Below are 13,538 nucleotides of genomic sequence, written 5' to 3' on the forward strand. Positions count from 1 at the left end.
AAGAAAACGCCGGAAGGAATGCGCATGTACGTCAGCAATGGCTCCCCGCAGCAGTTAGCGGACGACGGGGCCGCCATCCTCGAAAGCATTTCGGACGGCTTCTTTTCGGTGAACGGCGACTGGCAATTCGTCTATCTGAACCAGCGCGCGGAACGCCTGCTCGGCGTCACACGCAATGAGGCCGCCGGCAAGCCGATCTGGGAGATGTTTCGCGGCCTGGCCGGCAGCGCCTTCGAACCGGTCTACCGCAAGGCCATGCGCGAGCGTGCCGCAGCCGAGGTGACCGCCTATTATCCCGAGCACCACAAGTGGTACGAAGTGCGGATCGCACCCGTCGCGGCCGGCCTGTCCTTCTATTTTCGCGACGTCAGCGCGCAGGTGGCGACGCAGCAGGCGCTGCGCGAGAGCGAACGCAATTTCCGCCTGATGGCCGACTCGGTCCCGCAGATCATCTGGATCGTCATGGCGTCGGGCGAGGCGGTCTACTTCAACCGCCAGTGGGACGACTACACGGGCGTTCCGATCGCTTCCTCGACGCCGGCCGACGTCGCCAACCAGTTCGTCCATCCCGAGGACCAGGGCGTCACCATGGCGGCATGGGCCCAGGCTTACGAACAGCATCGCGCCTTCCATGTCGAGCACCGCATCCGCTCGCGCAGCGGCGAGTACCGCTGGTTCCTGGTGCGGGCCGAACCTTTCATGGACGGCGACGGCAGGATCGAGCGCTGGTTCGGCACCTCGACCGACATCCACGAAGAAAAGATGGTCAAGATGGCGCTCGAAGTGGCGGAGCAGCGCCATTCCTTCCAGCTGGCGCTGGCCGACCGCATCCGTCCCCTGCTCGATCCGGAAGAGGTGACGGCGGTGGCCTGCGAGCTGCTCGGCGCCCGTCTGGGCGCCAGGCGCGTGATCTACGCCGAAGCCGACGACAGCGGCGCCACCCTCTCGCTCAAGCGCGACTGGACCGACGGCAGCATGGCCTCGCTGTCGGGCATGTCCCTGACGCTCGACGATTTCGGCGTCCCGGTGGTGGAGATCCTGCGCGCCGGCCGCAATCTCGTCATCGACGACATCACGCGCGAATCGGCCGCCCTGCCCCATCTGGCGAACTACGCCGCCCTGGGTATCCGCGCGGTGCTGGCGATTCCGCTGATGAAGGACGGCCGCCTGCGGGCGGTGCTGAGCGTGCACGACGACGCCGTCCACCACTGGACGCAGGAGCAGCTCGCCATCGCCGAAGACATGGTCGACCGCACCTGGTTCGCCGTCGACAGCGCCCGCGCGCAGGCCGGCCTGCGCGACGCCGACCGCCGCAAGGACGAATTCCTCGCCATGCTGGCGCACGAGCTGAGAAATCCCCTGGCGCCGATCGGCGCGGCCGCGCAACTGCTCAGCATGGGCAGGCTCGACGAGGGCCGGGTGCGCCACACCAGCCAGATCATCGGACGGCAAGTGGCCCACATGACCCACCTGATCGACGACCTGCTCGACGTCTCGCGGGTCACGCGCGGCCTGGTCGAGCTGGACAACGAACCGCTCGACATGCGCCATGTGGTGCAGGATGCGATCGAGCAGGTGGCGCCGCTGATCCAGGCCCGCGGCCACCGGCTGCAGACCTTCGTCGCGCCCGACACCACGCGGGTCCTGGGCGACAAGAAGCGCCTGGTGCAGGTCATCACGAATATCCTGAACAACGCCGCCAAGTACACGCCGGAAGGCGGCACGATCACGCTGCGCTCGGAGATACGCGACGAGCGCGTGACGATCGAGATCGCCGATGACGGCATCGGCATGACGCCCGACCTGGCGGCGCACGTGTTCGAGCTGTTCGCGCAGGCCGAACGCAGTTCGGACCGTTCCGCGGGCGGCCTGGGACTGGGCCTGGCGCTGGTAAGGAGCCTGGTCGAACTGCATGGGGGCAGCGTCAGCTGCGAGAGTGGCGGACTCGGACAAGGCAGCCGCTTCTGCGTCTGCCTGCCGCGCCTGGCTGACAGCACGCCCGCGGATTCCGGCGGCGCCGCCGCGGCGGCCGGCCCCGCGCACCAGGCGCTGAACCTGCTGGTGGTCGACGACAACGCCGACGCCGCGGCGATGCTGGCGCTGGTGCTGGAAAGCCTGGGCCACCGGGTCGGCGTCGAGCACGGCCCGCATGCCGCTTTGGCGCGCGCACGCGAGGAGCGCTTCGACGCCTGCATCCTCGACATCGGCCTGCCCGAGATGGACGGCTACGAGCTGGCCCAGCGCCTGCGCGCGCAGCCGGAGTCGAGCGGCGCGGTCCTGGTCGCCGTCACCGGCTACGGCCACGAGAGCGACCGCCGCCAGTCGCTCGCGGCCGGCTTTGCCCATCACCTGGTCAAGCCGGCCGACATGGCCCAGTTGACGGAGATCCTGGCACAGATCGCCCGGGCTTGATACGGCCGATACGACAACGGCAGCCGAAGCTGCCGTTTGTCCGATCAGGCGACCACTTTCTCGCGCTCGTCCGGTTTCGCTCCACCCGCACCGGCCACGCGCCGTTCCCAGTAATCGGCATTCTTGATCCCCAGCGCCACCGGATCGAATTGCGGATCCTTGCCCTGTGCCTTCTGCGCCTCGTAGTCGCGCAGGCACTTGAAGGCCACGTTACGCAGCAGGACGATCGCCACCAGGTTCAGCCAGGCCATCAGGCCGACGCCGATGTCGCCCAGGGCCCAGGCCAGGTCCGCGGTCTTGACGGTGCCGTAGACGGTGGCGCCGATGATCGCTGCCTTGAGCAGGAACTTCAGCCACGGGTATTTCGCGTGGCGGTCGATGTAGGAGATGTTGGTCTCGGCGATGTAGTAGTAGGCGACGATGGTGGTGAAGGCGAAGAACAGCAGCGCAATCGCCACGAAGATCGCGCCGAAGCCCGGCATCACGTTTTCCAGCGCCGTCTGCACGTAGCCCGGGCCGCTGGCCACGCCCTGCACGCCGGTGAACATGGCCTTGCCGTCCGGGCCTTCGACGTTGTACTGGCCGGTGATGAGCAGCATGAAAGCGGTGGCCGAGCACACGAACAGGGTGTCGATGTAGACCGAGAAGCCCTGCACCAGGCCCTGCTTGGCCGGGTGGCTCACTTCGGCGGCGCTGGAGGCGTGCGGGCCGGTGCCCTGCCCCGCTTCGTTCGAGTACACGCCGCGCTTCACGCCCCACTGGATCGCAAGACCCAGGATGGCGCCGAAGCCCGCATCCATGCCGAAGGCGGAGCGGAAGATCAGCGACATGACTTCAGGCAGGCGCTCGATGTTCATCACGATGATGAAGACGGCGACCAGGATGTAGCCGAGCGCCATGAAGGGCACGACCACTTCGGCGAAGGTGGCGATGCGCTTGACGCCGCCGAAGATGATGAAGGCGAGCACCAGGGCCAGGCCGACGGCGGTGACGGTGCGGTCGAGGCCGACGGCCGTCTGCAGGCCTTCGGCGATCGAATTGGCCTGCACGCCCGGCAGCAGCAGGCCGGTGGCGAGCACGGTGGCAAAGGCAAAGGTCAGCGCGTACCACTTCATGCCCAGGCCCTTCTCGATGTAGAAGGCCGGGCCGCCGCGGTATTCCTTGTTGATCTGTTCCTTGTAGACCTGGCCCAGGGTCGACTCCACGAAGGCCGAGCTGGCGCCGAGGAAGGCCACCGCCCACATCCAGAAGATGGCGCCCGGACCGCCGAAGGTGATGGCGGTGGCGACGCCGGCGATGTTGCCGGTGCCGACGCGGCCGGCCAGGGTCATGCTCAAGGCCTGGAAGGACGAGACGCCCTGGGCCGAGCTTTTACCCTCGAACATCAGGCGGATCATTTCCTTCGCGTGGCGCACCTGCAGGAAGCGCGAGCGCAGCGAAAAATACAGGCCCACGCCCAGGCATAGGGCGATCAGGGCCGGACTCCAGATAATGCCGTTGATGCTGCTGACTAACTCGTTCATCTACTTCTTCCCCTGGCTTGGCCGCGGTAACGCATTACCGGAACCGGTTAATTACATTACTGAATGAAATTGTCTTACAGGCAAAACAAGAAGATACCTGAAGCGCTGGCTTCCAGGCAATGTATCGTGTGGCTCAGAGGAAAAGTGTCGGTATTCTGTGCGGGTGTTGGTTCGTGTAAAATCTGCTGGTCAGATGGACAATCAACCAAAGGATGTCGGATATGAAGCTATTCACCAAATCGCTCGCCCTCGCTTTCGCTGCCTCGGTCGTATCGCTGAGCGCCGTGGCCCAGAACTGGCCGGACAAGACGGTCACGGTCGTCGTGCCATGGCCGCCGGGCGGTCCGTCCGACATCGCTGCCCGCCCATGGGCCAAGCACATGACCGAGTCGCTCGGCAAATCCTTCGTCATCGATAACCGCGCCGGCGGCGGCGGCAACATCGGTACCGCGGCCGTGACCCGCGCCGCAGCCGACGGCAACACCCTGCTCATCACCTCGAGCGCGCCGATCGTCATCAATCCGAGCGTCTACAAGGGCATGACCTTCGATCCGCTGAAGGACCTGACCCCGATCAGCAACCTGCTGCGCGTGCCGCTGGTGCTGGTGGCGAATCCTTCGGTGCCGGCCAAGAACCTGAAGGAACTGATGGCCTACATCCAGTCGAAGAAGGGTTCGTTCTCGTTCGGCTCCTCGGGCAACGGCACGCCGCAGCACCTGACCGGCGAACTGTTCAACAGCGTCCAGAAGCTCGACATGGTGCACGTCCCGTACAAGGGCTCGGCGCCGGCGATTTCCGACCTGCTGGGCGGCCACATCCCGATCATGTTCGACAGCACCATCGCCATCATGCCGCACATCAAGAGCGGCAAAGTGAAGCCGATCGCCATCACCAGCGCCAAGCGTTCGCCGCTGCTGCCGGACGTGCCGACCTTCGCCGAACTGGGTATCCCTCAGCTCGAGTCCTACGCCTGGTACGGCCTGTTCGCACCGGCCAAGACCCCGAAGGCCGTGGTCGACAAGATCAATGCCGAGACCATCAAGTTCATGAAGTCGCCGGAATTCGCCAAGGTGCGCGCCGAGACGGGTTCGGAAATGCTGGCCGATACGCCTGAAAACTTCACCAAGTTCGTCCACGCCGAGTCGGCCAAGTGGTCGAAGGTGGCGAAGGACAGCGGCGCGACGGTGGATTAAACCTTAGCATCGATATGAATGAAAAGGGACTGGATGAAACCAGTCCCTTTTTATTTGTAGGGTGGGCGCTCTGTGCCCACCAAATGCATGCGCCGCGTTGGCGCATCGTTTTGGTGGGCACGGGGCGCCCACCCTACAGCGGGAAACGTACGCTCGCCGCCAAGCCGCCCAGTCGCTCCGATTTGTCGAGCTTCAGGCTCGCCCCATGCCGCTCGGCGATCGCCTTGATGATCGCCAGTCCCAGGCCGCTGCCCGCCGCTTCGCTGCCCGCCACGCGGTAGAAGCGGTCGAAGACGCGCTCGCGTTCCTCAGGCGGGATGCCCGGGCCGCTGTCCTCGACCACGACTTCCACGCTGTCCTTGTCGGCGCGCACGGCGATGTCGACCGTGCCGCCGTTCGGGGTGTACTTCACGCCGTTCTCGACCAGGTTGCGCAGCAGGATGTGCAGGGCGTCGGGCTGGCCGTCGATGGTGGCGGCGTCGGCGTGCTGCAGGCCGAGGTCGACGTCCTTGGCCTGCGCGAGACCCACCAGGTCGCCCACCGTGCGCCGCGCCAGCTCGGCCAGGTCGACCTGCTGCCGCGCGGCGCCGGTCGCGGCCGAGGCTTCCTGGCGCGCCAGCACCAGGAGCTGCTCGACCAGGCGCGTGGCGCGGTCGATGCCGGCGGTGAGGCGGCTGACGGCCACCTTCCTCGCTTCCGGATCGGCGGCGCGGTCCAGGCTTTGCGCCTGCAGGCGCAGCGCGGCCAATGGCGTGCGCAGCTCGTGGGCGGCGTCGGCAACGAAGTGCTGCTGGGCGTCGAAGGCGGTGCGCACGCGCCCGAACAGCAAATTCAGTTCGTGCACCAGCGGCCGCACCTCGTCCGGCAGGCCGGCTTCCGAGACCGGCGACAGGTCGTCGGCCTGTCTGCGCGCCACCTGTTTGCGCACGCGCGCCACGGGTTCGAGCGAACCGCTGACCACCCACCACACGACCAGCATCAGGATCGGCATCATGACGGCGATCGGGCCCAGCGTACGCAAGGCCAGATTACCCGCCATGTTGCGGCGCACGGCCAGGTCCTGCGCCACCTGCACGGTCTGGTTGTTGGTCTGGATCGAGAACACGCGGTAAGTCGTACCGTTCGCCTTCACGTTGGAAAAGCCGAGCACCGCGCGCTGCGGCAGGCGCGCGCGCGAGACGCTGTGGAAGACCTGCACGCCGTCGGGGGACCACATCTGCACAACCAGGTCGTCGTTGCCGGGCGCGGATTCGACGCGCTCGTTCGCTTCGGTGTTCGACAGCGGCGTGCTGGAACGCAGCGACAAGGCCATCTGCTGCATGTGGTAGTCGAAGATCTGGTCGGCGTCGTCCAGCGCCGTGCGGTAGGCGATCGAGGCTTGCGCCAGCGCCGCCAGGGTGATGGCCGCCAGCAGGAACCACAACAGGCGCCCGCGCAGCGAGTGGGTGACCTTCATGCTTTCGGAACCATGTAGCCGACGCCGCGCACGTTCTGAATCAGTTCGCTGCCGAGCTTCTTGCGCAGGCCGTGGATGTAGACCTCGACCGCGTTGCTGCTCACCTCGTCGCGCCAGCTGTACAGCTTTTCCTCGAGCTGGGCGCGCGACAGCACGGCGCCCGGCCGCGAGACCAGGGCTTCCAGCACCGCCCATTCGCGCGCCGACAGCGAGACCGGTTCGCCGTCGACCAGGGTTTCGCGGGTCGCGGGATTGATCGAGATGTTCTTGTATTCGAAGACGGGTTCGGCGCGCCCGGCGGCACGCCGCAGCAGCGCACGGATGCGCGCCAGCAGTTCGTCGAGGTCGTAGGGTTTTAAAACGTAGTCGTCGGCGCCGGCGTCGAGACCCGCGATGCGCTGGGCAACCGAGTCGCGCGCGGTGGCGACCAGTACCGGGGTGCGGTCCTTGCGGGTGCGCATGGACCGCAGCACGTCGAGGCCGTCTTTTCGGGGCAGGCCCAGGTCGAGCAGCACCAGGTCGTAGTTCTGGTTCTGCATCAGGGCGGTGTCGGCCATTTCGCCGTCCTTCACCCAGTCGACGGCATAGTGCTCGGCCCTCAGCAGGTCGAGCACCACTTCGCCGATCATCGTATCGTCTTCCACCAGGAGCAGCCGCATCACTTACCTCTCGTTGTCTGATCCGGCTGCGCTGGCAAAGGCGTCTTAGCCAATCCGCACCGGAATGAAGATTCTGTCATTCCCTCGCTGGATCAGCAAGGCCACGGACTTCGTGGATTTGCCGACCATGTCGCGCACCTGCTCGACGGTGGAGACGGGCTTGCCGTTCACCGACAGCAGCACGTCGCCCGGCTGCACGCCGGCCGCGATCGCCGGACCGCCCGCATCCTCGATCAGGAGGCCGGAGGCGATGCCGCTCTGGCGCCGTTCGGTCGGGTCGAGCGGACGCAGGGCCAGGCCCAGCTTGGCGCCCTTGTCGATGCCGGCCACCTCCTCGCGCTCGCCTGGTGCGGCCTTGTCGCTGGCGTTCGCCAGGGTCGCGTTCAGGCGCACGATCTTGCCGTCGCGCCAGACGTCGAGCGCGACCTTGTCGCCCGGCTTGGAGACCGCCAGCATGCCCGGCAGGTCGCCCGAGCCGATGATGGCCTGGCCGTTCACCTTGCGCACCACGTCGCCCGCCTTCAGGCCGGCGCGTTCGGCGGCGCTGCCGCGTTCCACGTTGGCGATCAAGGCGCCTTCGGGCGAAGCCAGATTGAACGAATCGGCGAAGCCCTGGTTCACGTCCTGGATCGAGATGCCGAGTTTCGCGTGCTGGACCTTGCCGGTGGCGATGATCTGGTCCTTGATGCGCGCTGCGACGTCGATCGGAATCGCGAAGGACAGGCCCTGGTAGCCGCCGGTCTGGCTGTAGATCTGCGAGTTGATGCCGACCACTTCGCCGCGGGTGTTGAGCAGCGGGCCGCCCGAGTTGCCGGGGTTGACGGCGACGTCGGTCTGGATGAACTGGACCTGGCTTTCGTTACCCAGGTTGCGGCCGGTGGCGCTCACCACGCCGGCCGTCACGGTCGACTCCAGGCCGTAGGGCGAACCGATCGCCAGCACCCATTCGCCGGTCTGCAGCGAGCGCGCATTCCCGAGCGGGACGGTCGGCAGGTTTTTCGCATCGATCTTCAGCACCGCCACGTCGGTCGCGGGATCGGAGCCGAGGACTTTCGCGCGGTACTCGCGGCGATCCTGCAGCTTGACCGTGACTTCGTTGGCGCCCTGCACCACGTGCGCATTTGTCAGGATGACGCCGTCCGGGCTTACAATAAAGCCCGATCCGGCGCCAATAACGGGAACCTCGCCTCCGCCGCGCGGATATTGCGGGCCCTGGAAGCGTCGGAAGAATTCATAGAAAGGATCGTTCGGATCGATCTGCGGACCGCCGCGCGCGCCGGTCTTGGTGCTGCCGACGACGCGGATGTTCACGACCGCCTTGCCGTTCTGGGCGGCGATGCGGGTGAAGTCGGGCAGCGTGACGGTGGCGGCCGGCGCGCCTGCCGCTACCGGTGGAGCGGTGACAGGTGCGGGCGCTGCAGCGACGGCTGGCGCGCTCTGGGCGGTGGCATTGTTATGGTTGACGGTAATCGCTCCGACCGCCCCGCCGATAACGCCCGCTGCGCACAGCGCCAGCGTGAGACGTTTTGCGGTGATGGCGGTGACTGCACCTTCGGTTTGCATGGACGTGCTCCTGGATGAAAGGGTTGGCTGATACGGTGTATCGATGATGATTAGTGTCGCCGATTCGTCTTAGAACATGCTTAAGCTCTGCCTTAAGGGAAGCTGAAGACATGCGATGTTTCGCGTAGGGTGGGCGCCCCGTGCCCACCATCGATGCGCAGACACGATGCATGCGTGCGGTGGGCACGGAGCGCCCACCCTACGTGTTCGGACAAAATTGTCCGGCTCCGGACGTGAAAAAGGGCACCCTAACCGCGGGCACCCTTTTCGCTACTACTGTACTACCTTACATCGTGCCCGTCTTAGGCTGCCTGACGCTGTTCGATTTGCTGAACATTGTCGACGGTGCCATTCGCGTCGCCGATCTGGATCTTGCGCGGCTTGAGTGCTTCAGGCACTTCGCGCACCAGGTCGATGGTCAGCATGCCGTTGTCGAAGGACGCGGTGGTGACCTTCACGTGGTTCGCCAGCTGGAAGCGCTGTTCGAAGTCGCGGGCGGCGATACCGCGGTGCAGGTAAGTGCGCTCGGTGGCGTCCTTCTGCTTGCGGCCGGTCACGTGCAGGGTGTCGCGCTCGGAGACGATTTCCACTTCATCGCGGGTGAAGCCGGCCAGGGCCATCACGATGCGGTACTTGTCTTCGGCGAGCAGTTCGACGTTATACGGCGGATAGCTCGGCTGCGATTCGGCGCGTTGCTCGAGCAGGCTGGCCAGGCGGTCGAAGCCGATGGCGGAACGGTACAGGGGTGCGAGATCAAAAGTACGCATGATAAATATCCTTGTAAAAGTTAAGCGATAAGTTGACGGACCTCATCGTGAGCATCCGTTGGGACCAATCTAATGCCATGCCAAGCCATTTTCAAGGGATACGAAATACGGATTTTTAAGCCGTTTTGCAAATTTTATTTGCACTCTTGTTTCAGAGTATGTAGCAGCTTTTTTGATAACTCCTGCGTGCTACACTCGTCCGGTTTTGTCCCTTGAACCGACTACAAGATGACCTCTTCCTTCGTTGCAAAGACCGCTTCCGGCCTTGCTCTTGCACTCGCACTGGCCTTCCCCGCACACGCCGCCGTTCCCGCCCCGGTCGACCAGCCCTACCCCGGCACCATCGTCCTGAAAGTCGATGCGACCAACCTCACGCAGCAGATCTTCCGCATGCACATGACGGTGCCGGTCAAGCCTGGTCCGATGACTTTCCTGTATCCGCAATGGCTGCCGGCGAACCACGGTCCGAGCGGTCCGCTGACGCAGCTGGCCGGCCTGAAGTTCACGGCCAACGGCAAACCGGTGGAGTGGACGCGCGACCCGGTCGAGGTCTTCGCCTTCCATGTGAATATCCCTGAAGGCGTGACCACCCTGGAAGCGGAATACCAGTTCCTGTCGCCGCTCGATCCGAGCCAGGGCCGCGTCGTCCTGACCGAAGACATCCTCGGCCTGCAGTGGCCGTCGGTGACGCTCTACCCGGCCGGCTATGTGGCGCGCCGCATCACGGTGCAGCCTTCGCTGAAGCTGCCGGCAGGCTGGCAGTACGGCACGGCGCTGGAGACGGCCACGCGTACCGGCGACGAGGTGCAGTTCAAGGCGCACGACCTGGAAACCCTGATCGATTCGCCCCTGTTCGCAGGCCGCCACTTCAAGCAGTTCGACCTCGATCCGGGCGCCAAGGTGCGCGTCTCGCTGAACGTCGTGGCGGATAACGCCGAGAGCCTGGAAGCCAAGCCGGAGCAGATCGCCGCCCACCGCGCGATGGTCACGCAAGCCAAGAAGCTCTTCGGTTCGCACCACTACGATCATTACGACTTCCTGCTGGCCCTGTCGGACGACTTCGGCGGCATCGGCCGCGAACACCATCAATCGAGCGAGAACGGCGTCAAGCCGGGCTACTTCACCGAGTGGGCGCGTGGGGAAGCGGGCCGCGACCTGCTGCCGCACGAGTACACCCACTCGTGGAACGGCAAGTTCCGCCGCCCGGCCGGCCAGAACGTCCCGAACTTCAATACCCCGCTGCAGAACGAGCTGCTCTGGGTCTACGAAGGCCAGACCCAGTACTGGGGCGGCGTGCTGGGCGCGCGTTCCGGCCTGGTCTCGCAAGCCGGCGCGCGCGATGCGCTGGCGGCGACTGCCGCGCGTTACGACAACGTGCAGGGTCGCGCATGGCGCGCAATGCAGGACACGGTGAACGACCCGATCGTCATCGCCCGCCGCGCCCTCGGCTGGAGCAACTGGCAGCGCGGCGAGGATTATTATTCGGAAGGCGCGCTGATCTGGCTCGACGTCGACACCAGGATCCGCGAACTGTCCGGTGACAAGCGCTCGCTCGACGATTTCGCGCGCGCCTTCTACGGCATCAACGACGGCAGCATGCTTCCCGCCTTCTACACCTTCGAGGACGTGGTCGCGGCCTTGAACAAGGTGCAGAAGTTCGACTGGGCGCCCTTCCTGCGCACGCGCCTGGACGGCCACGGCCCGGGCGCCCCGCTCGACGGCCTGCAGCGCGCCGGCTGGAAGCTGGTCTACACCGACACCCCGACCGATTACATCAAGTCTGCCGAGGACCGCAGCAAGTCGGCCGACTTCAGCTATTCGCTGGGCTTCTCGGTGCGCGCCGATGGCGGCGTGAGCAACGTGCAGTGGGACGGCGTCGGCTTCCGCGCCGGCCTGGCGGGCAACACGACCATCGTCGCGGTGAACAACAAGGTGTTCAAGCCGGAAGTGCTGAAGGCGGCCGTGAAGGCGTCGAAGGACAGCAAGGCGCCGATCGAACTGCTGGTCAGGAAGGGCAACAACCTGCGCACCATCTCGCTCGACTACCACGGCGGCCTGCGCTATCCGCGCCTGGAACGCATCAATGGCACGCCGGATCGGTTGGAAGCGATCTACAAGGCCGTAAAGTAAAAATCCCGAAAATCATGGCGGTGGTATGCTGCCGCCATGACTACCGATACCGACATTGAACTGTCCGGCCCGTTCAAGGCCGTGGACAGCACCGGCCGTTCCCACGACGTCAAGGCGATCCGCATTTTCGACGAGGGTTACGGGATCATCGACGTGTACGTGGACTTCGCCGCGCCCATCGACGCCGGCCTGCACCAGGACAAGGTCCTCGTGAAGGCCATCATCGACCGCCTGCGCGCACTCGGCTATCGTGGCCCGGACTTCGGCCTCAGCGATCCGGGTCTGCAGGAGCGCAAGCTGATCGTGCTCGAGGCGCCGGAGGAATTTGCGCCGTTTGCCAAGAGCCGCGGGTGGAGGAATCTGGCGGAAGAGTTCGACGAATAAACCTGGTTGACGCTGGTGTGGTGGGCACGGGGCGCCCACCCTACGGTCGACCAGGGTAGGGTGGGCGCCCCGTGCCCACCATATGCCCGCGTTACCGTTCAAATACCGTCGATATACCGCCCACTCCACGCCGCGATCATCGCCGCCACCTGCGCCGCGTCTTCCCTCGCCGTCACCAGGTGATCCATCCCGTCGAGCGACACAAAACTCTTCGGGTAGGAAGCCAGCTCAAAGATCCGCAACGCATTCGCCACCTCCACCGTATCGTCGTTCGGCGCATGCATCACCAGCAGCGCGCGGTTCAGCTGCGCGATCCGCTCGGCCAGTTCGTGCCCGGCCGCATCCTCGACGAACTGCTGGCGGATATTGAAATCGCGCCCCGCCAGTTTCACGCGCGCTTCACCCAGCTGGGCAATCGTATCGAGGTGTTCGGACAGCAAGGCATTCACGACATAATGCGGATTGCTGGGCGAGGCGATCGTCACCACGGCCTTCGATTCGGGAATCCGGTGCGCCGCCGCCAGCACGGCGGTGCCGCCCATGCTGTGTCCGACCAGCAAGCGCGGCGCCGCGAATTTCTCGCGCAGGAAAGCGCTTGCGGCCACCAGGTCTTCCACATTCGAAGAAAAATTCGTGTCCGCAAAGTCGCCGTGGCTGGCGCCGAGTCCTGCGAAATCGAAGCGCAGCATGCCGACGCCGCGCTCGGCCAGGCCTTGCGAGATGCGGTTCGCCGCCAGCACGTCCTTGCTGCACGTAAAGCAGTGGGCGAAGACACCGTAGGCGCGCGGCGTGCTGTCCGGCATATCGAGCTTGGCTGCGAGTTTGCCGTGGGGTCCCTGGAACTCGACGCGTTCTGTGAACATGTTGTCTTTCTGTTGCAATGAAGGCCTTACTCTGCACCGTATCAGGACACTGTGCAAGAAGCGCAACGGCTGTGTTCAGGCCAAAAACCGCCATGCTATACTCGGCGCACCTATGAACCGTTCGATCAAGACATTCCTGGTCTGGCTGCTGATGGCCATACTACCGCTGCATGCGATGGCTGCCAGCGTCGGGATGTCCTGCGTGCCGGGTCAGCGCCAGCTCAGCCAGCAGGTCGAAACTGTCGCCGCGTCTCATCACGGCATGCATCACGATATGCGGCACAATGTGGACGCCGGCATGCATGCGCATCACGGCGCGCAGGCGAGCGATGCCGGCGCAGCAGATGCAAGCAAGCATGCCGCGCATGACAAGGCGGAGCAGCAAACCCATTCATCCTGCAGCGCCTGCTCGATGCTCTGCATCGGCGCGGCGGCGCCGCCCTCGGCCTTCCTGGCCGTGCCGTCATTCGACGGCACCGACGCCTTCCTGATCTCCCCGGCGGCCCTCGTTCCGGGCTTCATTCCGGACGGGCTGCAACGCCCTCCCCGGCCTCACGTCTCCTGATCGAAGCAGGAGCCTGCCGCGGC

General features: G+C 65.3%; 11 protein-coding genes. 5 read left to right on the forward strand and 6 right to left on the reverse strand.

Features of this window, described 5'->3' with window-relative positions:
• Positions 1 to 24: 24 nt before the first annotated feature.
• Complete coding sequence (locus ACFPQ5_RS15750) at positions 25 to 2,412, forward strand: hybrid sensor histidine kinase/response regulator (RefSeq protein ID WP_379757527.1); 2,388 nt, start codon at positions 25 to 27, stop codon at positions 2,410 to 2,412.
• A gap of 44 nt (positions 2,413 to 2,456) precedes the next feature.
• Here the strand turns inward: ACFPQ5_RS15750 and ACFPQ5_RS15755 are convergent, their stop codons facing one another.
• Complete coding sequence (locus tag ACFPQ5_RS15755) at positions 2,457 to 3,935, reverse strand: alanine/glycine:cation symporter family protein (protein ID WP_379757530.1); 1,479 nt, start codon at positions 3,933 to 3,935, stop codon at positions 2,457 to 2,459.
• A 221-nt stretch (positions 3,936 to 4,156) separates the two neighbouring features.
• Between ACFPQ5_RS15755 and ACFPQ5_RS15760 the strand changes: the two genes are divergently transcribed.
• Positions 4,157 to 5,128, forward strand: coding sequence for a Bug family tripartite tricarboxylate transporter substrate binding protein (locus ACFPQ5_RS15760; RefSeq protein ID WP_379757533.1), 972 nt, complete (start codon positions 4,157 to 4,159; stop codon positions 5,126 to 5,128).
• A gap of 133 nt (positions 5,129 to 5,261) precedes the next feature.
• On the opposite strand, the gene ACFPQ5_RS15765 is transcribed toward ACFPQ5_RS15760, so the two are convergent.
• From ACFPQ5_RS15765 to ACFPQ5_RS15780, 4 genes are all read right to left on the reverse strand, one after another.
• Positions 5,262 to 6,584, reverse strand: coding sequence for an ATP-binding protein (locus ACFPQ5_RS15765; protein WP_379757536.1), 1,323 nt, complete (start codon positions 6,582 to 6,584; stop codon positions 5,262 to 5,264).
• On the reverse strand, positions 6,581 to 7,243 hold the full coding sequence (locus tag ACFPQ5_RS15770; RefSeq protein WP_379760133.1) for a response regulator: 663 nt from the start codon (positions 7,241 to 7,243) through the stop codon (positions 6,581 to 6,583). The genes ACFPQ5_RS15765 and ACFPQ5_RS15770 overlap by 4 nt, the downstream gene beginning before the upstream one ends.
• 45 nt (positions 7,244 to 7,288) lie before the next feature.
• Positions 7,289 to 8,806: a Do family serine endopeptidase gene (locus ACFPQ5_RS15775; RefSeq protein WP_379757539.1), complete on the reverse strand. Its 1,518-nt coding sequence runs from the start codon at positions 8,804 to 8,806 to the stop codon at positions 7,289 to 7,291.
• Between the two features lie 302 nt (positions 8,807 to 9,108).
• Positions 9,109 to 9,573: an Hsp20 family protein gene (locus tag ACFPQ5_RS15780; protein ID WP_379757542.1), complete on the reverse strand. Its 465-nt coding sequence runs from the start codon at positions 9,571 to 9,573 to the stop codon at positions 9,109 to 9,111.
• Between the two features lie 228 nt (positions 9,574 to 9,801).
• On the opposite strand from ACFPQ5_RS15780, the gene ACFPQ5_RS15785 reads away from it, so the two are divergent.
• Both ACFPQ5_RS15785 and ACFPQ5_RS15790 read left to right on the forward strand, forming a co-directional pair.
• Positions 9,802 to 11,703 (forward strand): M61 family metallopeptidase, encoded by a 1,902-nt coding sequence (locus ACFPQ5_RS15785; protein ID WP_379757545.1) that lies wholly within the window; start codon positions 9,802 to 9,804, stop codon positions 11,701 to 11,703.
• Positions 11,704 to 11,739: 36 nt separating this feature from the next.
• Entirely contained in the window at positions 11,740 to 12,087 is a 348-nt protein-coding gene (locus ACFPQ5_RS15790; protein WP_379757548.1) for a hypothetical protein, read from the forward strand.
• A 98-nt stretch (positions 12,088 to 12,185) separates the two neighbouring features.
• On the opposite strand, the gene ACFPQ5_RS15795 is transcribed toward ACFPQ5_RS15790, so the two are convergent.
• The gene (locus ACFPQ5_RS15795; RefSeq protein ID WP_379757551.1) at positions 12,186 to 12,950 is read right to left on the reverse strand and encodes an alpha/beta hydrolase family protein; all 765 of its coding nucleotides are present in this window, start codon (positions 12,948 to 12,950) and stop codon (positions 12,186 to 12,188) included.
• A 112-nt stretch (positions 12,951 to 13,062) separates the two neighbouring features.
• Between ACFPQ5_RS15795 and ACFPQ5_RS15800 the strand changes: the two genes are divergently transcribed.
• Complete coding sequence (locus ACFPQ5_RS15800) at positions 13,063 to 13,515, forward strand: hypothetical protein (RefSeq protein ID WP_379757554.1); 453 nt, start codon at positions 13,063 to 13,065, stop codon at positions 13,513 to 13,515.
• Positions 13,516 to 13,538 lie beyond the last annotated feature (23 nt).

It is taken from the genome of Massilia suwonensis (assembly GCF_042655665.1).
Classification (GTDB): domain Bacteria; phylum Pseudomonadota; class Gammaproteobacteria; order Burkholderiales; family Burkholderiaceae_D; genus Telluria; species Telluria suwonensis.